At 61.4% G+C, this 17,501-nt stretch carries 26 protein-coding genes; 15 read left to right on the top strand and 11 right to left on the bottom strand.

Annotated elements, in window-relative coordinates; translation table 11 throughout:
• Positions 1-20 precede the first annotated feature (20 nt).
• From AN476_RS15210 to AN476_RS15165, 10 genes are all read right to left on the bottom strand, one after another.
• Positions 21-1,013, bottom strand: coding sequence for a DUF2303 family protein (locus AN476_RS15210; protein ID WP_054462453.1), 993 nt, complete (start codon positions 1,011-1,013; stop codon positions 21-23).
• A gap of 30 nt (positions 1,014-1,043) precedes the next feature.
• Entirely contained in the window at positions 1,044-1,472 is a 429-nt protein-coding gene (locus tag AN476_RS15205; RefSeq protein ID WP_054462452.1) for a hypothetical protein, read from the bottom strand.
• A gap of 32 nt (positions 1,473-1,504) precedes the next feature.
• Positions 1,505-2,050, bottom strand: a complete 546-nt coding sequence (locus AN476_RS15200; RefSeq protein ID WP_054462477.1) for an NYN domain-containing protein — start codon at positions 2,048-2,050, stop codon at positions 1,505-1,507.
• A 25-nt stretch (positions 2,051-2,075) separates the two neighbouring features.
• A complete protein-coding gene (locus AN476_RS15195) occupies positions 2,076-2,363 on the bottom strand; it encodes a hypothetical protein (protein WP_054462451.1) in 288 nt (95 codons plus the stop codon).
• A gap of 14 nt (positions 2,364-2,377) precedes the next feature.
• Entirely contained in the window at positions 2,378-2,791 is a 414-nt protein-coding gene (locus AN476_RS15190; RefSeq protein ID WP_054462450.1) for a hypothetical protein, read from the bottom strand.
• Complete coding sequence (locus AN476_RS15185) at positions 2,791-3,099, bottom strand: hypothetical protein (protein ID WP_157063776.1); 309 nt, start codon at positions 3,097-3,099, stop codon at positions 2,791-2,793. Before AN476_RS15185 ends, AN476_RS15190 begins: the two co-directional genes overlap by 1 nt.
• Positions 3,096-3,302, bottom strand: coding sequence for a hypothetical protein (locus AN476_RS15180; protein ID WP_054462448.1), 207 nt, complete (start codon positions 3,300-3,302; stop codon positions 3,096-3,098). Before AN476_RS15180 ends, AN476_RS15185 begins: the two co-directional genes overlap by 4 nt.
• Positions 3,302-3,679, bottom strand: coding sequence for a hypothetical protein (locus AN476_RS15175; RefSeq protein WP_054462447.1), 378 nt, complete (start codon positions 3,677-3,679; stop codon positions 3,302-3,304). The genes AN476_RS15180 and AN476_RS15175 overlap by 1 nt, the downstream gene beginning before the upstream one ends.
• Positions 3,680-3,759: 80 nt before the next feature.
• Complete coding sequence (locus AN476_RS15170; RefSeq protein WP_157063775.1) at positions 3,760-4,140, bottom strand: hypothetical protein; 381 nt, start codon at positions 4,138-4,140, stop codon at positions 3,760-3,762.
• Positions 4,141-4,440: 300 nt separating this feature from the next.
• Positions 4,441-4,812 (bottom strand): helix-turn-helix domain-containing protein, encoded by a 372-nt coding sequence (locus AN476_RS15165; RefSeq protein WP_054462445.1) that lies wholly within the window; start codon positions 4,810-4,812, stop codon positions 4,441-4,443.
• A gap of 97 nt (positions 4,813-4,909) precedes the next feature.
• On the opposite strand from AN476_RS15165, the gene AN476_RS15160 reads away from it, so the two are divergent.
• Positions 4,910-5,140 carry a helix-turn-helix transcriptional regulator gene (locus tag AN476_RS15160; RefSeq protein WP_253279910.1) on the top strand — a complete coding sequence of 77 codons (231 nt, stop codon included), beginning with the start codon at positions 4,910-4,912 and terminating at the stop codon, positions 5,138-5,140.
• Positions 5,141-5,387: 247 nt separating this feature from the next.
• Here the strand turns inward: AN476_RS15160 and AN476_RS15155 are convergent, their stop codons facing one another.
• Entirely contained in the window at positions 5,388-5,657 is a 270-nt protein-coding gene (locus tag AN476_RS15155; RefSeq protein ID WP_054462443.1) for a hypothetical protein, read from the bottom strand.
• A 63-nt stretch (positions 5,658-5,720) separates the two neighbouring features.
• On the opposite strand from AN476_RS15155, the gene AN476_RS15150 reads away from it, so the two are divergent.
• From AN476_RS15150 to AN476_RS15080, 14 genes are all read left to right on the top strand, one after another.
• The gene (locus tag AN476_RS15150) at positions 5,721-6,170 is read left to right on the top strand and encodes a hypothetical protein (RefSeq protein WP_054462442.1); all 450 of its coding nucleotides are present in this window, start codon (positions 5,721-5,723) and stop codon (positions 6,168-6,170) included.
• A gap of 352 nt (positions 6,171-6,522) precedes the next feature.
• The gene (locus tag AN476_RS15140) at positions 6,523-7,032 is read left to right on the top strand and encodes a DUF1937 family protein (RefSeq protein ID WP_054462440.1); all 510 of its coding nucleotides are present in this window, start codon (positions 6,523-6,525) and stop codon (positions 7,030-7,032) included.
• A complete protein-coding gene (locus AN476_RS23495) occupies positions 7,029-8,090 on the top strand; it encodes a site-specific DNA-methyltransferase (RefSeq protein ID WP_054462439.1) in 1,062 nt (353 codons plus the stop codon). The genes AN476_RS15140 and AN476_RS23495 overlap by 4 nt, the downstream gene beginning before the upstream one ends.
• Entirely contained in the window at positions 8,083-8,736 is a 654-nt protein-coding gene (locus tag AN476_RS15130) for an NUMOD1 domain-containing DNA-binding protein (RefSeq protein WP_157063774.1), read from the top strand. Before AN476_RS23495 ends, AN476_RS15130 begins: the two co-directional genes overlap by 8 nt.
• Positions 8,736-9,146 (top strand): hypothetical protein, encoded by a 411-nt coding sequence (locus AN476_RS15125; protein WP_054462437.1) that lies wholly within the window; start codon positions 8,736-8,738, stop codon positions 9,144-9,146. Before AN476_RS15130 ends, AN476_RS15125 begins: the two co-directional genes overlap by 1 nt.
• Positions 9,143-9,535, top strand: coding sequence for a hypothetical protein (locus tag AN476_RS15120; RefSeq protein ID WP_054462436.1), 393 nt, complete (start codon positions 9,143-9,145; stop codon positions 9,533-9,535). The genes AN476_RS15125 and AN476_RS15120 overlap by 4 nt, the downstream gene beginning before the upstream one ends.
• Positions 9,528-10,178: a hypothetical protein gene (locus AN476_RS15115; RefSeq protein WP_054462435.1), complete on the top strand. Its 651-nt coding sequence runs from the start codon at positions 9,528-9,530 to the stop codon at positions 10,176-10,178. Before AN476_RS15120 ends, AN476_RS15115 begins: the two co-directional genes overlap by 8 nt.
• Positions 10,179-10,416: 238 nt before the next feature.
• Complete coding sequence (locus AN476_RS15110) at positions 10,417-11,007, top strand: hypothetical protein (protein WP_054462434.1); 591 nt, start codon at positions 10,417-10,419, stop codon at positions 11,005-11,007.
• On the top strand, positions 11,001-11,672 hold the full coding sequence (locus AN476_RS15105) for a transcription termination/antitermination protein NusG (RefSeq protein WP_054462433.1): 672 nt from the start codon (positions 11,001-11,003) through the stop codon (positions 11,670-11,672). Before AN476_RS15110 ends, AN476_RS15105 begins: the two co-directional genes overlap by 7 nt.
• A gap of 453 nt (positions 11,673-12,125) precedes the next feature.
• Positions 12,126-12,752 (top strand): phage tail protein, encoded by a 627-nt coding sequence (locus AN476_RS15100; RefSeq protein ID WP_253279909.1) that lies wholly within the window; start codon positions 12,126-12,128, stop codon positions 12,750-12,752.
• A 215-nt stretch (positions 12,753-12,967) separates the two neighbouring features.
• A complete protein-coding gene (locus AN476_RS15095; protein ID WP_054462432.1) occupies positions 12,968-13,687 on the top strand; it encodes a hypothetical protein in 720 nt (239 codons plus the stop codon).
• Entirely contained in the window at positions 13,687-15,657 is a 1,971-nt protein-coding gene (locus AN476_RS15090) for a phage terminase large subunit family protein (protein WP_054462431.1), read from the top strand. The genes AN476_RS15095 and AN476_RS15090 overlap by 1 nt, the downstream gene beginning before the upstream one ends.
• Positions 15,654-17,234, top strand: a complete 1,581-nt coding sequence (locus AN476_RS15085; RefSeq protein ID WP_054462430.1) for a phage portal protein — start codon at positions 15,654-15,656, stop codon at positions 17,232-17,234. The genes AN476_RS15090 and AN476_RS15085 overlap by 4 nt, the downstream gene beginning before the upstream one ends.
• Positions 17,231-17,491: a hypothetical protein gene (locus AN476_RS15080; RefSeq protein ID WP_083464354.1), complete on the top strand. Its 261-nt coding sequence runs from the start codon at positions 17,231-17,233 to the stop codon at positions 17,489-17,491. The genes AN476_RS15085 and AN476_RS15080 overlap by 4 nt, the downstream gene beginning before the upstream one ends.
• Positions 17,492-17,501 lie beyond the last annotated feature (10 nt).

Below are 17,501 nucleotides of genomic sequence, written 5' to 3'. Positions count from 1 at the left end.
CCAAGGGCCAGAAAGAGGCATCAGCTTTCAGGGGTGCCTTTGAAGGTCGGCAGTTCCGTCTTTTCGGTCGCCTCTTCGACGGCTTCCTTGAATGCCGCTTCGAACGCTTTTTCCGGGTTGTAGATGGACAGGATGAAGCGAACCGCTCCGCCCATCTTGCGATAGCGAAACCGCACCGGCATCCGGTAAGGGGCACCGCCCATGAACACCGGGATGGCGATGATGATAAGGTTCGGGATCTGAAGCGGCTTACCGTCAGCGCCTTTGTGTTCGTTCAGAAACTGGATTTCGCTTTCGCCGGTGTCACGATTGCTGGTCACTTTCAGGTTGCTGGTTTCATAGACCTGAAACTGGCGCGACATCTGCAGCAGTTGGGTCAGCTGACCATAGCGGCCTTCGATTTGCTGCGCCGTCTGGATAAGGCGGTTTTCCCACGGCTGGTTCTTGTCGCTTTCCTTCGCTGCCAGAATGGCGGCGGTCGGGTCCATAATGTCCTTGGCGTTCGCTTCGATGAATTCGCCCAAGTCATCCTTTTCCAGCGGCTTGCCAGAAACGCCTGTCCACGCCTTCCATTCTTCGGACAGCGGGAAGCTGTAGATCGCCCGGTGGTGGCAATGGCGTGCGGTGGGGTCACCGGTTGCGGTCGCCTGATCGGCGGGGCCTTCCGCATGGTAATCTGCAATGCAGGTGATGGTCGGTGCATTCAGGTCGGGCTTTGCGAAAAGCACCGATGTCGGCCCTTTGAAGCGATTGCCCCAATCAATCAGGCTTTGCAGATCATCCAGCCGGGCAGTGCCCTTGCGCCGGGCGGGCTTCAGGAATTCTGCCGCTTCGCGATGCTTGGCCGTCAGGTCTTCGACTTTGCGATGGCTGGGCATCGCGACCAGATGTGCGCTTGTCAGATCATAGTCTTCGGGACGGGTGATGTGTTCCGTGCCCCCGATTTTTTCCATGACATCGCGCATGGTGGCGGCGGGGTTTTCGGTGCTGAATTGTGCAAGTTCTTCGGTCACGTCTTTGTTCCTTGTGTGCTGCTGATGGCGTTATTCGATGTCGCGGATTTCGCCGGTGGTGGGGTCATAGTTGTAGTCATCGACATCGCGCACGGGCTGGTGCATCCGCTTCATCATCGGGCTGTACAGGGTCAGTTCCCCCGCATCGTTGATGTATGCGCCCGCGCTGGATGGCGGCTTTTTCGGGGCCTTGAAGGTGACGGTTGCGCCCATGCCGACATCGCCAGAATTCCCGACCGCGTAGGACAGCTGCAGGGTCATGGTCCCGTTGCAGCCCTTGGGGCCGTGTTCGGCGTTGTGTTCCAGCAAGTCCTGCATCAGCTTCTGATGCCCGGACATGACTTCTCCCATGAAGTCGCCGCCATCGAACAGCATCAGAATCTGTTCCAGCGTCCGCATCTTGTAGGGGTCGTGAGGGTCCGCAGCGGGCACTGCGGTCGGTTCTTTGCGCTTGGTCATCAAGGTCGCACTCCTTTCAGGGGTTGAGGTCGTTAGGCTGCAGCGCCGTCGCGGGCTTTGCGGGCGATGGCATCGCGCAGGGTATCCAGTTCCACGAAAGCGTCAGCTGCGCGGCGCAGGTCATCGGCAATCATCGGGGGTTGCGTGCGCATGCTGGACACCACGGTGACCCGCGTGCCGCGTTCCTGAAGGAACGTGACCAGCGGGGTGAAGTCGCGGTTGCCGGTGAACAGCACGGCATGGGCGATGGCCGGTGCCAGCTTCATCACTTCCACGGCCATTTCGATGTCGGTGTTGCCCTTGATGCGCTTGCGCCCGTCTTCGGCTTCAAAGACCTTGGCGGGCTTGGTCACCACGTTCCAGCCGTTGTACTGCATCCAGTCTACCAGCGGGCGGATGGCCACATGGTCATCGGTGTCGGCCAGCGGGGTGAAGTAGCTGGCCCGCAAGAGCCGCCCCTTGGTCTGGAAGGCTTCCAGCAGGCGCTTATAGTCCACGTCGAACTGCAACGCGCGGGCGGTGGAATAGAAATTGGGGCCGTCGATGAACAGGGCCAAGTTTTCGTCTTTGTAGAACACGGGCAATCCTTTCGTGGTCGGTGGGCTACGCGGCCACGGCTTCAGCTGCCGCGCGGCGCAGGGCAGTTGCCGCGTGCGGCGGGCAGTTCGGCTTCAGGGTGATGGTCACGGGGCCGTCGCGAAACTTGCGGACATACGCCCCGTGCAGGTCTTCCTTGTCCTTGGCGTCAAGGTTGCGCCATTTCATGATGCAGAAGTCACCGTGCATGATGCCGCGCGGGTCATCGCGCTGGCTCGTGCCAAGGCTAAAGCCGTTTTCTTTCAGCGCGGCCTGCGCTGCAGCTTCGGTCGGAAAATGAATTTGTTCGTTCATGATACCTCCTGAAATCAGCCGCATTCCGCTTCGAAGCGAAGGCGGGCGTTGTAGTCGCGGGTGATGCGGTCCAACGGTTCGACCCGCGCCGGGGTGGCGCGGTAGTCGATGCTGATGCGGATGATGGTGGCGCAGTCGATGTCGCGCTGTTCGCGCAGCGCCAGCCGGGCCAGCGTGTCGATGTCGGCCTGTAGATTGCCACCATTTATCAGAACGACTTCGGTGGCCACGTCGCCATTCGGGCGTTCGTATGTCACCAGCCATTGCTGATCGGGAAACAGCGGCTGCTGGCGCACGGGCTGGGCCGTGTCACCAGCGGTGCCTTTGCGAAACCGGCGGAAAAAAGAGCCGGGAGCGGCGAGCAGTCCGCCCCCGGCAGTGGTGCCGGTTTCATACGGCAAGGGTGTGGGGCGTGCGTGCATCGTCATCACGCGGCCCCAATCTGTTTGATGGGCGGGTGCACCGTGATGAACCCGTCATCTTCGGTGCCGTCCAGTTTGCAGGTCTGGCGGGCCAAACGTTTCCAGTTGGCCATCGCCTCTTCTTCGGTCGCGCCATCGGCGCTGATGCCGTGAAGGTCCAGTTCCCACCGGTGGGTGCGGTCGCCTGCGGGCGGGTCGAACCGTCCGAAGGTTTCCATCACCTCGTTCACAAAGGCGTCCATCTGGCCATCGGCGGACAGGCATTCTAAGTTCAGCAGGAAGGCCGGAAGGCGGCTGCGCAGGGCATCCATCACGACACCCTCCCCACGCATTTCCAGCCGCGCGTGGCGTGCAGCTGGAAGCGGCGTCCGTTCACCACCTTGAAGCGGGGCAACATCCGCCAGCCAAAGCCGCGCGGGCTGCGGCCTGCGGCGACTTCGGCCATCGCATCGGCCTGCGCTTTCGCTGCAGCAAGGCCCGCCGCCTTGGCGGGGTTCATGGCTTTCAGCATTTCCATCACGCGGCCTCCTGCATCTGTGCCAGAACATCGGATGCGGCGGCGCGTTCGGAGGCATCGGTCGAATGGCGCAGCAGGGTTTCGCAGGCGGCGGCCAGGTCGCGGGGGTGGATCGGGTCCGGGGCGCGGATGGCGCGGCGGGCATCGGTCAACCGGTTTTCGATGGCTTCCGACCGCAGGGCCAGTGCCAAGGCAAAGGGGCGGTTCGCGGCGGTCTGACGCCAGCGCAGCAGTTCACTGCAGATTTCGGGCAAGGCGGTGGCCAGCATCGCGCGGGTTTCCGCGTCGAACTCGCCGCATTGCTGGTGATAGTCGGGGTTGGCCAGTTCGGCCAGCAGGTCATCGCTGACAAGCGGCTGGACTTCAGTGTCACGCATCGGTGCCTCCATCGGTTTGATGGGGGCACGCTAGTAGGACAAAAACCCTATGTCAACAAATTTAGGACAAAATCCCTACTTCACGATTCGCGGGCCGCGCAGGTCGCTTCGGTTGTGTTGCCCGTCCAGCTGCCCATGCTTGGGTGATCTAGGAAACCATTCATTTGGCCGTCTGCGGCGTTGTCCACTTCGATGGTAAGCCGCAAGGTGTCAGCATCCCTTGCGATTTCCTTTTCGCGGTCTGACATGAAATGAAAATCGCGGGCTTCCATCTGTTCGCCCGGCAGCAACGCGCCGTCGATGGTCGCAGCGGGCCTTATGGATGCGCTGTAGATGGCCTGCGGCCTATCATCTGCCCAAATGGAATATGTCAGCCACACCCCGCCAAGGGGGATGTTCATTTCATTTCGAATTATTGCTGTGATGCTGCGGCCTTCGATGGCATCTGCGCTGAAATCCATTGGGGTCACGGCAATGTTGGCGCGGAGGCAGGTCAGGACATCTGTGTCAGCGTTGTCCGCCGCAGCCTTGCTGGATGAAGCCCCAAGCGCTGCAATCGCACACGCGGCAAGTGAAAATCTAAGCATTGTCAGTCCCTTCAAATGTCACAGGTTGGCCGATTCTTTGCCGCCCGTTCGTGAAAGGCACTCGGTTTGGGTGCAACCAAAACGGGAGCGCCAACATCTTGTGCATTGCCAAATCGGCTTAATGTTCTCTTAATGTTCCCATCTGTAGGGAGGGTGTATTGGAAAAAACGGAATTCATTCATCGCCTTCAGGAAGTTCTTCGCTGTCAATGCCGTGCGCATCGCGAAGCCCTTCTCCGTAAGTTATCAGAAGACGGCGTTCGCGCGGTGATAGTTGAGACAATAGGGACCGAATACGTTGCGCTTCTGTGTCAGCCGGAACCCGACCAGCCTCGTAGGCCCCGGACATGAAGTCTTCCAATGTGGTTCCAAGGGCGGCGCAAACTTTGATCGCGGTGTCTAGTCTTGGGTTCTTGACCCTGCCAGACAGCAGGGACCGCAAGGCGCTGTTATCCAGCCCAGCCTTCACCGCAAGGCCAGCCACTGTAAGGTTCGGATCGCTATCTATGACGCGCTGAAGGCGTTCTGCAAAAGTAGGTTCGGACATGGCTCTAATTCTACCCCGATAGGCTTTTTCGCCTATCGTTCAAAAAACCTTTGACCACATAGGACAAAATCCCTATCTTTGAACTATGGAACAGTTCATGGAAAAGGTGCGCGCCTACGCGGACGCGCTTGGGGTTCAACCTTCGACCGTTGTGCAGCGTGCTGCAAAGCTGGGGGGGGCTGCGTGGGCCAAGTGGGAAGCGGGCGACGGATCGCCCACCCTGCGCACGGCAGATAAAATCCTGAAATACATGCAAGAAAATCCGGCCCCCGTGCCCCCGGCGACTGCCGGTGGCGATGCTGGCGGACCGATGAAGAGGGCCAGCTGATGCGGGGATATGTGCTTTGCGTTTCATGGCTCCACCCTGCACCGCTTTCCCGCGCGTGCACAGGAAACGAGGTTTCCTGTGGTTGAGACTGTCAAAATCACCGGCACCGGCTTCGACTGGATGAACGAACAGGCCGCGCGGCGCGAATGCGAAGCGCGGGCGCGATTGGATGCGTCGGTGCGGGCTTACCAAGCCGCGCTTGATCGCCGCTATTCAGTTCGTCTTTCGGTCAGGGTTCGGGAATTGGTCAGATGGGCCGCGTCCGTAATCTTTCCACAAGCTCCCTCAGTTCTTCATGCTGACCCGTCAGATGCGGTTCTTCTGGCAGCGGCGTCGTCAGTTCAAGGTGTGGTTCAAGCGCCACCGCCAGAAGCGTTTGCACAAGCGATGGGTCGTTCTCGCGCAGCAGTTCAGCGGCATTTAGCAGCGCAAACTGAAGCGACTGAAGCCTCCCCTGTAGGTGCTGCATCTGCCATTCCAGCGCCGCAAGGCGTTCTTCCGTGTTCTTGCCCGTCATGCGGTGCCCCCCTGCAGGTCAGTGTTGGGGTCAGCGTAGCGGCAAATTCCGGGGGTGTCTCCCATGCCTGACTTCCGCAAAATCGTTCGCGCGAACATGAAGTCCCTTGTGGACTGGTTTGGCTGCTATGACGCGGTGGCCGAAACTTTCAACGCTCGGTGGGGCGGCGGTGCCAGTAAGGGCACGGTCAGCAAAAAGGTCAGCGGCAATCTGGACTGGACGGTGGCCGATGTCATCGCGCTGGAAGATGCGGCTGGCCGCTATCCTGTCACCCGCATGATGGCGCGGCGGCTGGAACATCGCCCGGTCTCTGAAGGTGGCAGCTTGCTGCAGGACGGGTCCAGCATCGCCAAGGAAAGCGGCGAAGCGATTTCGGCCATTCTGGCGGCGGAACAATCGAACTGCGCCGATGAATCTGCGCAGGCCATCAAGGAAGTCGATGACGCCATGTTTGCCCTGCGCCAAGCGCGGGCACGTCTGGAAAAGTCGATGGGGAACGGGGGTGCCGAGTGACCACGCTGCGCCGCCCCTCTGCCCGCCATCCTGCCGTCCTGAAGCATCGCGACCATGGGCGGCTTTGGCGTTTGGTCGAAGGGGCCGTGGTCGATGCGTTCCGCAATCATCCCGATTTCCTGACGGTCGCCGGTCACCGGTCTGCGGTGCAATCGGTGACCAAGCGCGTGGTGGGCCAGCTGGTCGGCCACGCCAAACAGGCGCAAGGCGCGGTCGGTCCTGCTACGGGCGGGGCTGGCTCTGGGGGTAGTGCCGAGATTTCCGGCGCTGCCAGTGGTGCGGGGCGGCACCTCCTCCCGCTGTCCCGCACCCGCTGGCCCGACTTGCACGCTGCCCTGTGCGGGGGTGCCTGATGGGCCTTAATTTCGATTTCCCGCGCCAGCCCGACTGGCCATGGCTGAAGGCCAGCTATCCCGGCAACATCCTGTTGCACGTGGACTGCCCGTTCATGGAGGTGGTGCGCGGCGTCGGTGGTCGTATGGCCTATCTGGCCACGCCCTACACCAAGGCCGTGCTGAACGATGACCTGCAATGGGATCGCGGCCTATCTTTTGACATCGAAGTCCGCACCGCACGCTGGTCGCGGGCTTTTGCCATTGAAGGTGTCACCGTCGCTTCGCCCATCGTGATGTCCTGCGCCATCTGCCATGCGGATGTCGAAGGTCGTCTGGACCCGCTGGATGATGCGTTTTGGGCGCGGTGGTGCCAGCCTATGCTGTCGGCCTGTGGGTCGGTTGTCATTCCAGCAATGGATGGTTGGGATGTGTCGCGCGGCGTTTGGCGTGAAGCCTGTTGGGCGCTGCTGCACAATGTGCCGGTGTATCTGGTGGCAGAAGGGTCGGAATTCGGGGGTGCCGTATGACCGGTGCCATCCTGAAAGACGTGACCATCGGCAACTGCCGCCTGATCCTGGGCGATGCCTTGGCGCTGATGCCGGGGCTCGGTCCGGTGGACCACATCATTTCCGACCCGCCTTATGAACAGTCGCTGCACGATGCCAAGAACAGCCTGAAGCGGCGCATCCAGAATGACGGCGGTGTGGATCTGCGCGGGCTGGATTTCGCAGGCATCGACGCCATCCGCAGCGACTTCACCGACATGGCGGCGGGCATGTGCCGGGGTTGGTTCGTGGCCTTCTGCACCGTCGAAGGTGTCGCCCGGTGGGCGGATGCCATCAATCCTTCGCGCATGAAATACAAGCGGGCGTGCATTTGGGTGAAGCCTGACAGCACCCCGCAGCTAAACGGTCAGGGTCCGGCGCAGGGTGCTGAATGTTTTGTCACCGCATGGGCGGGCGATGGCCACGCCAAGTGGAATGCGGGCGGCAAGCGCGGCATCTATCGTCACCTGACCAATCCGCCCGACCGGCACGGCGGTCATCCGACCGAAAAGCCGTGGCGGTTGATGTCCGAAATCATCACCGATTTCACCAATCCCGGCGATGTCATTCTTGACCCGTTCATGGGGTCGGGCACCACCTTGGTGGCCGCAGCCCGCAATGGACGGGGGGGTGGGTATAGAAATCAACCCCGCCTATTTCGACATCGCCTGCCAGCGGGTCGAAGACGCCTATCGTCAGCCGGATTTGTTCGTGCCAGCGCCCGCTGCCCCTGTGCAGGAAACGCTGATATGAATGCCCGCGCCAGCTTTTCATCGAACCGCGCCAAGTCCGCCCATGCGGCGGAACGGCTGTTGTCGGTCTTTCACCCGCTTTGGTCATCTGCGGATGACCATGCACTGCTGAAGGCCCGTGCCGCCGGTGACAACTTCACCGCCATCGCAGTCCGGCTGGATCGGTCGCGCATCGCGGTCGAACAGCGCTGGCACCGGCTTCGGGTTGTGCCGAACGTGCTGAAGCTGCTGGAAGCCTATGGGCTGTCGGCCCGCCCCTATCCTGCAGATGGGGGCCGTCATGGGTAAGCGCCTTTATTGCGACATCAACGTGCGCGGCACGGTCTATGCGGATGCGAATGCGGCGGCGGACGCCTTGGGTGTCACTGCTGGTCAGGTGCGCATGGCTGTCCGCCGTGGTCGCCTTGATACCTTGGGAACGCGGCCAGACTTTCGGCCTGTCACCATCCGTGGTGTGACCTATGACAACTTCAGCGATGCGGCGCGGGCGCTTGGTGTGAACCCGAACACGGTTCGCGCGGCCTATCGCAACGGCACCTTGCATCGCGTCGGCACCGGTCGGGTGGGGCCAGAACCGATGCGGGTTCAAATCGCGGGTCAGGTCTTTGACAATGTGCACGCCGCCGCCAAGCACTTCGGGTGCTGCCCCCATACCATTTGGGCCGCTTTGGCGGATGGTGACCCTGATCGGGTGGCCCGTCCGCAGCGCTACAACCCTTGGAAGTCAAAGCGCTTCCAGATTGGCACCCTGTCCTTCCCTTCGATGCGGGCTGCAAGTCGCGCCCTTGGGTTCAAGGATGAAGAATTCATCGCGAAGGCGGTCAAGCGCAAATCGAAGCGCGGGCAAGAGCGCATCATGGTCGCGGCCATGCACTACGCTGCGAAGCATGGCGGGTCGGTGCCGGTCTTCGGTGCTGTCGGGGGGTCGCGCTGATGGTGGCCTACAACTTCCAGACCGACTTCGCCCCTGACATCCTGTCTGGCCGCAAGCTGTCCACCATCCGCCCGAACGGCAAGCGCCGCCATGCGGTCGCTGGCGATGAACTGCAGCTGTATGTGGGCATGCGAACATCTTCCTGTCGCCTGCTGCTGCGGGTGCCGTGTCTTTATTCCAAGCCGGTCGAAATCCATCATTGGGGTGCGGTCATCGACGGCGTGGGCTGTATGGGCGCGAACATGGAAAAGCTGGCGGGCATCGAAGGCTTCGCCAGCGCTGGCAATATGCAGGCTTGGTTCGACAATCGCTATGGCCTGCCAGCGGTCGGTTTCACGCAAATCCGGTGGGATTTTGCCGCCGCCACATTTCACGCGGAAAGCGCCGATGCAGGGGGTTCAGCACCGTGACCCTTCCGGCACCACGCCTTGCAAATGCACCGGCGGCGCATTTTGACTTGGAACCCTTTCACGTTACGGCGCATCGCGAACTGGCGGAATTTCCGCTGGTCGCGCCGGGCGTTTGTCTGAACCCGATGTGTTCGCGCGTCTTCGCGCCATCGCGCAGCTGGCAGCGCTACTGCTGCGAAACCTGCCGCAAGATGGATGAAGCCGAAATGCGCCGCATCGGCCAGAAGGCCGCGCCTGCCCTGCTGGCGTGGCGCATGGGCAAATATGAAAAACAGGACGCCGGTCTGCGGGCATTGTCCCGCGCCAGTCGCAACTATGTCACCCGGCTGCAGTCGGAATGGTATCGCGACCGCATGGCCCGCGCGTCCGAAAGGAGGCAGCATGACTGAAGCGGCAAAGACCATCAGGCTGGTCGATAGCGACACCCTGTATGAATACCCCATCCCGTCCGGCGAACGGCTGGACAGCCATTTCTTCATCACGTGGCGGTTCGACTGGTGGCTTCATTCCGAATTCCGCCTGCTGGCAGACAAGGAAGTCCGCGCGATCGGTTTCGACCTTTTCAACATCGCGCAGAAGGAAGACCCCGTGGGCACGCTGCCGGTCGATGAACGCCTGCTGGCGCGTCTGGCCGGGGAATCGCTGGAAGAATGGCGGCGGCTGATGGAGCGCCCAATTGGCCCGCTCTACAACTGGAAGCAATGCCGCTGCGACAACGGCCACGTGCGACTGTATCACCCGGTGGTTCTGAAGATTGCGCAGGACGCTCTTGGGCTGCGCGAAGACCGGCTGGCCAAGCGCGAAGCCGAACGCGAACGCAAGCGGCTGGATGCGCTGCCGGACAAGATGCTGCGCAGCGGTGCGCCGAAGGGCATGACCGAAGACCCGGTGATGGTTCTGCAATTCGACCAGTTCTTGGTGGACCACTTTGACGCCATAGGCCAGCGCCGTCCTGCGATGATCCGCAAGGCGCTGGAAGCGTTTTCGCTGGCGCAGGAAGGCATCGACTGGAAGGCCGAAATCGGCTGCTGAATTCCTTCCGCGTTTCTTCCGCCGGAAGGAAACTGGAAGGAACGCGGAAAGAAACCGGAAGAAAATCGGAAGATTTGGGATGGAATTTGCACGTTCTGCGCCTCGTTCGTTCCGATTTCTTCCGGGCTGAAAGGAAAGAAGAAGAAAATATAAAAAACGAAATTGCCAAAAGCGCCCCAATACCGACCGAAGCGCCATTTGAGACCGGGGCAGATGCAATGAAGAAGGGCAAGAACCGATGGACAGTGCTGAACAGGCGATGGGTGAAAAAAGGGTCAAGGGGGTGCTTATTGACCCATTGATGCGACGGGGGCTGGCAAAGCCGACCAGTCTGACAAAGGCGCAGTTTGGCGACATGGTGGAAGACCTATGCGCCCGGCTGGCCTACATGACCGATGCGAACCTGATGGCCTTGGAAGAACAGGTGGCCGCGAATGCAGGCGGCAAAGACAAGGACCGGTTCCCAATCGGCCAGCGCATTCTGGAATGGGCGGCGCAAATCCAGCCGCCGGGCGATGATGCTTCGCCGCTTATCCGCGCGGTCTTTGCTAACCAGTTGGGGCTGGATGCCTTGGCTGGTGGATGGGCACCGGAACTACTAGTGGAACTGCGGGGGTCGCGGCGCTGGCCGGGGTCGTGGTCAGTAAAGATCATCAAGGACAAGGCGGACGGTGCGGTTCGGCAGATGCGGGATCTGGATGCCAAGCTGGCGCGGGGTGACGTGTTGGCCCCTGCTGAAGACCAGTGGCGGTCGCGCCTTCTGGCCGCCATCGCCAAGTGCCAACGTATTGCTGACCTTGGCCAAGGGATCGGGGGCGCGGCATGCTGATGGGTAAAATCGAAGCGCAGGAAATGCAGTGGTTCGCGTGCCGGGTGAAGCGCAAACAGGTGGGCGGCATTCGCACCGTCACGGTCGGTGGCGAGTTCGAGTCCTACCGCGACCGCGCGGGCCGCGTGCGGAAGCGGCGGGTGGATGGTACGGGCGACCGGGTGTTTCTTCCCGAACACCTTCTGCGGCGTGCGGGGTTCGAAGTCTTCCTGCCGGTGAAGAAGGTGCTGCGGCGTAAGAACCGCTTCAGCCCGGAAAAGGTTCTGGTGTCGCAGCCGCTGCTGGTGGACTGGATGTTCGTGGGATGGCCGGTCGGGGAAAGCCGATGGCCAGACCTGATGGAACTGGATGTGGTTACCGGCGTCATGGGCACCGGCGGGCGTCCGGTGGAAATCCCGCCCGCCCGTGTGATGCGCCTGATGCGGCAATGGGGTGGCGGTCAGCTGTCGCCGGAATGCCATCGCTACCTGAAGGCGGGCTGCGAATTCGCGGCGGGTGATACCGTTCGCGTGGTCACGGGTCCGCTGGCTGGGGTGAATGTTCGGGTCATTGATGTCACGGGTCCGACCGTCAAGGCGGCGCTGGATATTCTTGGCGGCGAAGTTGTCACCGAAATTCGCAGCGACATGCTGGAAGCCCTTCGGTCATCCGATGTTAAGCTATAATCGGATTTGTTAAGGGGGATTGACGCAAGGGTGGTGGTGGAGTTAACAGTGATTCCACCACTAATACCAAGTCCCTGACGGAAGTGCTTTGGCGCGATGCAGTTAGACCGAGTAGGTGGGGCAAGTGCCTTAGATGGCGTTGCGCGTCGTGATTTAGGCGAATGAACGCCACCAGATCGCGCACGATGTTACTCTGTTCGATGGCCCGGCTGGAAAGCGCGGGCCTTTTTCATGTCTGACGGTTGTGTGAGATTTGAACAGCAGCAATGGAGGCAGCGATGAAGCGCATCTGAACTTTCCTTTGTCCCTTGGTTTGAAGGCCGGTCGCGGAAATCCTGCGGCTGGCCTTTTTTGTGCGTGCAGTGGTTCGATAGGTCCAAACGAACCAGAGGGGGTTCGGTGGCGGGCGCACCTGCTGCCGATTTAGCCTGCGGGGTTAAAGCTAGATGCGTGATGCGCCACGACTATGCACCGCGCCTGCGCGTACCTATTTCGGAGGGGTTCAAGATGTTCAGCGTGGGCGAAGTCGATGTGAAGGGCCTGCAGCGGTTCGAAAACATGCTGGGCGCTTTGGGGGCGGAAGCGCCAAAGGCGGTGAACCGGGCCATCAACCGCACCGGCGACATGGCGCGGACGCAGGTTGTCCGCACGCTGGCAAAGCAGACCGGCCTGCCGCAGAAGACCATCCGCAAGTCCGTGAAGGTCAAGCGGTCATCATGGGATGACCTGACTTACACGCTGAAGTCGGCGGGCGGTGATGTGGCGCTGAAGTATTTCCAGAAGCGCGAGACCAAGAAGGGCGTGGTCGCCAATCTTGGTGCAGCCCGTGGCCGTGTTCTGTTTCCCCGCACTTTCTTTCGGGGCGGTGCTTTCCCCCGCCGCGTGGATCTAAGCGCCTTCGGTGGGCACGTGATGGACCGGATGAGCGAACAGCGCTTCCATCTGAAGAAGGTGAAGTCTGGCGTGTTCATCCCAGAAGAGATGGTGGAAGGCGCGACCGCCGACGCCTTTGAACGCAGCGTGCAGCAGAACCTGCCGCGCCGTCTGGATCACGAAATCAGCCGCCTTTTGGGGCTGTGACCCGGCGATATGAGTACAAGCATAGGTGGCCAAAACAGGTCAAAATCGGCCCCTGAAAAAAGGGACCGTACCTCCATTCTGAAAGCACGCGGTGGTGGAACCGCCCGAGGGTTCGGTAGTCAGACGGGTTTGGGAAAGCCTTAACACAAGGGGGTTCGATTAACGCCGGGGGCTTAACAATTGGCCCGACCGGCAACGGACTGAACGGGTCAGGCATGGAAGCTGCACATCAGGAAATGTCGCAGGCCGATTTTGCGCGTGCCATGGGGGTCAGCCGCGCGGCGGTCAGCCAATGGAAGTCGAAGGACATCCTGCGCGACGATGCGTTCACCAAGCCGGGCAAGTCCGGCAAGATCATTTATGCGGTCGCGATTGAACAGGTCCGGCGCAACCGTGACATCGGCCAATCGCTTGGCAACGGTATCGCGACCCGGACCACGGTGGAAGATGCGGCGCAGGTGCAGCCTGCCGCTGCGCCTGACCCCGCGCCGGTTCAGCAGCCAAGCCTGCCGATGGCCGAAGCCGCCCCGGCTGAACAGGCTGTTCCCGAAGCGCCTGCCGCGTCATCGACCCCGGCTGCACCAAAGCCCGATACGGTCGAAGACCAGCTGAAGCGGGCCAAGCTGGAAGAACAGCTGCGCCGCAACCGAATTCAGGCTGCGGATGAAGCGCTGCGGCAAGGCATGCTGATGTCAGCCGACGATGCCCGCGAACAGATGACCCGCATCGCGGGCATGATGCTGCAGATTTTCGAAGGCGCTTTGCCTGACTTTGCCGCTGCGATGGCAGCGCAGTTCAACGTCCCGCAGCGTGATGTCCTGCACCTGCTGCGGGCAGAGTTCAAAAAGGTCCGCAAGACCGCTGCGATGAAAGAACGCGCCCGCGCGGATGAAGTGGAAAAGGACGTGGCCACCTCGGTTGAACTGGATGCCTGATGCTGGATGTTGCAGTCACAAGCGCTGAATGGATGGCGCACGATGTTCTGGCGGATGTCATCGACCCGCCGCCGCCTGTCGATTACCTGACATGGGCAGAGGAAAACATCGTGTTTTCGTCGCGGGAAAGTCCGCTGCCCGGCCCGTACAACCGGGAACGCTTCAGCTACTTTGACGAAATCCTGCGGGCCTTGTCGCCCGATGACCCGTGCCGGGTTGTCACCTTGTCGAAGTCGGCGCAGCTGGGCGGCACGGTGCTGGCCAATATCTTCACCGGCGGTTCCATGGACATGGACCCCGGCGATTTCCTTTATGTCCACCCGACCGACGAAAACGCGCGGCGGTGGTCGAAGATGAAGCTGGCCCCGATGTTGAAAGGCACCACGGCGCTGCGCAAGATTTTCCCGATGAAGGCCCGCGACGGGCAGGATTCGGTTTTCTACAAAGAGCGCCGCGACGGTCGCGGGGCCATCCAGATTTCAGGCGCGAATTCGCCCGCTTCGCTTTCGCAGGTGTCCATGTCCCGGCAGGTTCAGGATGACCTTGCCAAGTGGGATATGAACAGCGCGGGCGACCCGGAAACCCAAGCGGACAGCCGCAGTCAGGGTTACGAATTCGCCAAGATTTTCAAGATTTCGACACCCATGGTGGTTCCGGGGTGCCGCATCACCAAGAACTTCGAGTCCGGCAGTCAGGAATTTCTGCACGTGCCATGCCCGCATGACGAATGCGGCCACATGCAGGTGCTGGAATGGGAAAACATGCTGGCCAGTCTGGATGAAGACCATCCAGAACGGGCGCATTTCACCTGCGAAGGCTGCGGGGCTTCGATTGAAGAACACCATCGCCCCAAGATGCTGCGGGGGGCCAAGTGGATCGCCGCGAACCCGAAGATGAAGCGGGTGCACCGGTCATTCTACATCTGGTCGGCCTATTCGCTGCTGCAGTCGTTTGAGCGCATCGCGCGGTCATGGCTGTCGGCCAAGGGCGACCCGCCAAAGGAGCAGACCTTCTGGAATGACGTGGTGGGCAAAGCCTATCGTGTCTTGGGTGAAGCGCCGCCTTGGGAAGACATCCGCGACCGGGCGTCGGAATCGGATTATGCCCACGGCACCATCCCTGCGGGCTTCCCTCTGCTGACCTGCGGTGTGGACTGTCAGGGCGACCGGGTGGAATGGCAGGTGGTCGCGTGGGGCCAGAACAAGCGCCGCGCGGTGGTCGAATATGGCGTGTTCAACGGCCACATTTCCGATGAAGGGTGCCAGTCGAAACTGAACGGCCTGCTGCGGCAGGACTTTCGGAACGCCTATGGCCGGAAGGTTGAAATCGACCTGCTGGCCATCGACGGCAACGCCTACACCGAAGACGTGTGGGATTGGGCGCGTCGGCACCCGGCATCCCGCGTCATCATGGTGCGGGGTGTGCATCCTGAAAGCGCCCCGCTGCTGGCGCAGGTGAAGAAGGAACGGAACCGGCGCGGCAAGATCGTTCGCTATTCGAAGCGCTTCTTCAACTTCGCCTCGTCGGTTCTGAAGATGGGGCTTTATCGGAACCTGAAGAAAACAGATCCGGAAGAACGCGGGTTCATCGCCCTGCCGAAAGGTCTGGAAGATGAATTCTTTCGCCAGCTGACAGCGGAAAGCCGGAAGGCACAGAAAGCGAAATCGGGCTTCACCCGGTATCTGTGGGTGAAAGACCCGAACCAAGCGAACGAAGGTCTGGACACCCACCTTCAGGCGGAAGCTGCGGCCATTCGCCTTGGGGTGCGCAATCTGCCGGACACCGAATGGGACCGCCTGATGACGGAACGCGAACGCCCGCCGGAAGATGTGCAGGGCGACTTCGAAGACCTGCTGATGGCGGCGCAGCCGCAGGCCGAACAGGTGGCGGACGAAAAGCCCGCCGAAGACGAAACTGAAGCGCAGGCCAAAGAGCGTGCGCGGTCGAAGTGGAGAAACAGGACGCGATGAGCGGTCTAATCAAGCCAGACGGAACGCCATTGGTGGCGGCTGAACGGTCTTCGCGCCCGACCGCCCGCTATATGCGTGACACCAAAAGTGGTGTCATCGCCAGCCGTGTCGCGCCCCTGACCAGCCATCGCGATGATGTGCGGCGGTCATGGTCGCGGGCTGCAGGTCTGGCCATGGACCTGATCCAGAACAGCGGTCGCTTGAAGGGTGCTACCGACCAAGTTCTGGCCGACACGGTGGGCGTGGGTCTGACGCTGACGCCTGACCCCGACCTGTCAGGCATGGGCTATGACGAAAAGGAAAAGGCTGACTGGATTCGGTTGGTCAAGAAACGCTGGCGGGCCTACTGGCACAACGCCCGCGAATGCGACATGCGTGGCAAGCTGACTGGTCCGCAGATGGTGGACATCGGGCTGCGCTGGCACATCGCCTATGGCGAGGCGACCGGCGTCTTCGATTTTTTCACCGCAGGCGACCGCAGCCGGTATGGCATCACCAGCGGCACCAAGCTGTGCCTCGTTCCGCCGCCCCGGCTGGTGCAGGACACCAGCCCGCTGGACGGTCTGTTCCAAGGCGTGCACCACGATGGCAAGGGCCGTCCGGTGTCCTACCGGTTCGAAACCGTCACCGGCGGTTTGAAGGCGAAGCGCGACTATGCGGCATTCGATGTCGATGGTCGCCCGCTGGTCATGCACGTCTTTGACCCGATGGACGCCACCGATGTTCGCGGCATTTCGCTGCTGGCACCGGCCTTCCGGAAGCATATTCAGGCGGAAATGCTGGATGATGCGACCCTGCAGATGGCCATTCTGCAGACGGTCTTTGCCATCACGCTGACATCCGAAGCGCCAAGCCAAGATGCCTATGAAGCGCTGGAAGTGCTGAAGGAAAGCAAAGGTGGCACGGGGTATGCGCAGGAGTATCTGGACTTCCTTGGGGCGCAGCTGGACCGGGCAGCGGAAAGCCGGATTTCGGTTGGCGCTGACCCGCAGGTGTCGCACCTTGGCCCCGGCGAAAAGCTGGGCATGGAAACCGCGAAGGTGCCCGGTCAGGACTTCTTGCCGTTTTCGAACAGCCTTGCCCGCGACATGGCCCGCACCATCGGCATCACCTATGGCGGGTTGACGATGGACCACACCGCCGCGACCTATTCCAGCGTGCGCATGGAAAATGCGTCCATCTGGGCGGTGGTGATGCGGCGGCGCGAACGCATCGCTGCCCCGATGTGCCAGATGGTCTATGGCAACTGGCTGGATGAAGAAGTGGGCGAAGGCCGTATTCCGTTCAAGGGCGGATATGAAGCCTTCCGCGCGAACCGTGACCGGGTGTCTGCGGCGAATTGGCAAGGCCCCGCAAAACCCACGGCGGACGATTACAAGTCGGCAAGGGCATCAACCGAACGGCTGTCGAACGGCACCAGTTCCATCGCCAATGAAACCGGCGACCTTGGGGTGGACCCGGATGCGCTGTTCGAACAGCGCCAGCGGGAACACCAGCGCTATGTCGATGCCGGGATGGAATCGCCCTATGCGGCGCGTGATGCGCAGCCTGTCATCGAAACGGAGCCTGCCCCATGAGTACGATGAAGGTTGGCCAAGATGTCGTGCAGATGGATGACCCCTGCGCGATGGCCGATGCGTTGCGCAAGGTTCGCATTCGACTGAGTGCAGGCCAGCTGCGGGAAACCGTGCGCATGGACGGCGAAGAGGTGACATTCCAGCGGGCGCGGCTGGATGACCTGAAACAGCTGATTGCGGAATACGAAAACGCCTGTCGCCGGAAGACCGGCGGCGCGGCCCGCACCAGACATGCGAAGCGGTTCCGCTTCACCTGACCGACAAGGA

The organism is Phaeobacter sp. 11ANDIMAR09, assembly GCF_001294455.1.
GTDB lineage: Bacteria > Pseudomonadota > Alphaproteobacteria > Rhodobacterales > Rhodobacteraceae > Pseudophaeobacter.
Note: the sequence above shows the minus strand (reverse complement) of the source record. Positions and strands in the feature narration are given on the sequence as shown.

Bases quoted from the DNA above. Each gene is read 5' to 3' on its own strand.
- AN476_RS15205 (WP_054462452.1), bottom strand. From the start codon at position 1,472: ATGACCAAGCGCAAAGAACCGACCGCAGTGCCCGCTGCGGACCCTCAC.
- AN476_RS15195 (WP_054462451.1), bottom strand. From the start codon at position 2,363: ATGAACGAACAAATTCATTTTCCGACCGAAGCTGCAGCGCAGGCCGCG.
- AN476_RS15190 (WP_054462450.1), bottom strand. From the start codon at position 2,791: ATGACGATGCACGCACGCCCCACACCCTTGCCGTATGAAACCGGCACC.
- AN476_RS15180 (WP_054462448.1), bottom strand. From the start codon at position 3,302: ATGGAAATGCTGAAAGCCATGAACCCCGCCAAGGCGGCGGGCCTTGCT.
- AN476_RS15175 (WP_054462447.1), bottom strand. From the start codon at position 3,679: ATGCGTGACACTGAAGTCCAGCCGCTTGTCAGCGATGACCTGCTGGCC.
- AN476_RS15170 (WP_157063775.1), bottom strand. From the start codon at position 4,140: ATGGATTTCAGCGCAGATGCCATCGAAGGCCGCAGCATCACAGCAATA.
- AN476_RS15165 (WP_054462445.1), bottom strand. From the start codon at position 4,812: ATGTCCGAACCTACTTTTGCAGAACGCCTTCAGCGCGTCATAGATAGC.
- AN476_RS15160 (WP_253279910.1), top strand. From the start codon at position 4,910: ATGGAAAAGGTGCGCGCCTACGCGGACGCGCTTGGGGTTCAACCTTCG.
- AN476_RS15155 (WP_054462443.1), bottom strand. From the start codon at position 5,657: ATGACGGGCAAGAACACGGAAGAACGCCTTGCGGCGCTGGAATGGCAG.
- AN476_RS15150 (WP_054462442.1), top strand. From the start codon at position 5,721: ATGCCTGACTTCCGCAAAATCGTTCGCGCGAACATGAAGTCCCTTGTG.
- AN476_RS15140 (WP_054462440.1), top strand. From the start codon at position 6,523: ATGGGCCTTAATTTCGATTTCCCGCGCCAGCCCGACTGGCCATGGCTG.
- AN476_RS23495 (WP_054462439.1), top strand. From the start codon at position 7,029: ATGACCGGTGCCATCCTGAAAGACGTGACCATCGGCAACTGCCGCCTG.
- AN476_RS15130 (WP_157063774.1), top strand. From the start codon at position 8,083: ATGGGTAAGCGCCTTTATTGCGACATCAACGTGCGCGGCACGGTCTAT.
- AN476_RS15125 (WP_054462437.1), top strand. From the start codon at position 8,736: ATGGTGGCCTACAACTTCCAGACCGACTTCGCCCCTGACATCCTGTCT.
- AN476_RS15115 (WP_054462435.1), top strand. From the start codon at position 9,528: ATGACTGAAGCGGCAAAGACCATCAGGCTGGTCGATAGCGACACCCTG.
- AN476_RS15110 (WP_054462434.1), top strand. From the start codon at position 10,417: ATGGACAGTGCTGAACAGGCGATGGGTGAAAAAAGGGTCAAGGGGGTG.
- AN476_RS15105 (WP_054462433.1), top strand. From the start codon at position 11,001: ATGCTGATGGGTAAAATCGAAGCGCAGGAAATGCAGTGGTTCGCGTGC.
- AN476_RS15100 (WP_253279909.1), top strand. From the start codon at position 12,126: ATGCGCCACGACTATGCACCGCGCCTGCGCGTACCTATTTCGGAGGGG.
- AN476_RS15095 (WP_054462432.1), top strand. From the start codon at position 12,968: ATGGAAGCTGCACATCAGGAAATGTCGCAGGCCGATTTTGCGCGTGCC.
- AN476_RS15090 (WP_054462431.1), top strand. From the start codon at position 13,687: ATGCTGGATGTTGCAGTCACAAGCGCTGAATGGATGGCGCACGATGTT.
- AN476_RS15085 (WP_054462430.1), top strand. From the start codon at position 15,654: ATGAGCGGTCTAATCAAGCCAGACGGAACGCCATTGGTGGCGGCTGAA.
- AN476_RS15080 (WP_083464354.1), top strand. From the start codon at position 17,231: ATGAGTACGATGAAGGTTGGCCAAGATGTCGTGCAGATGGATGACCCC.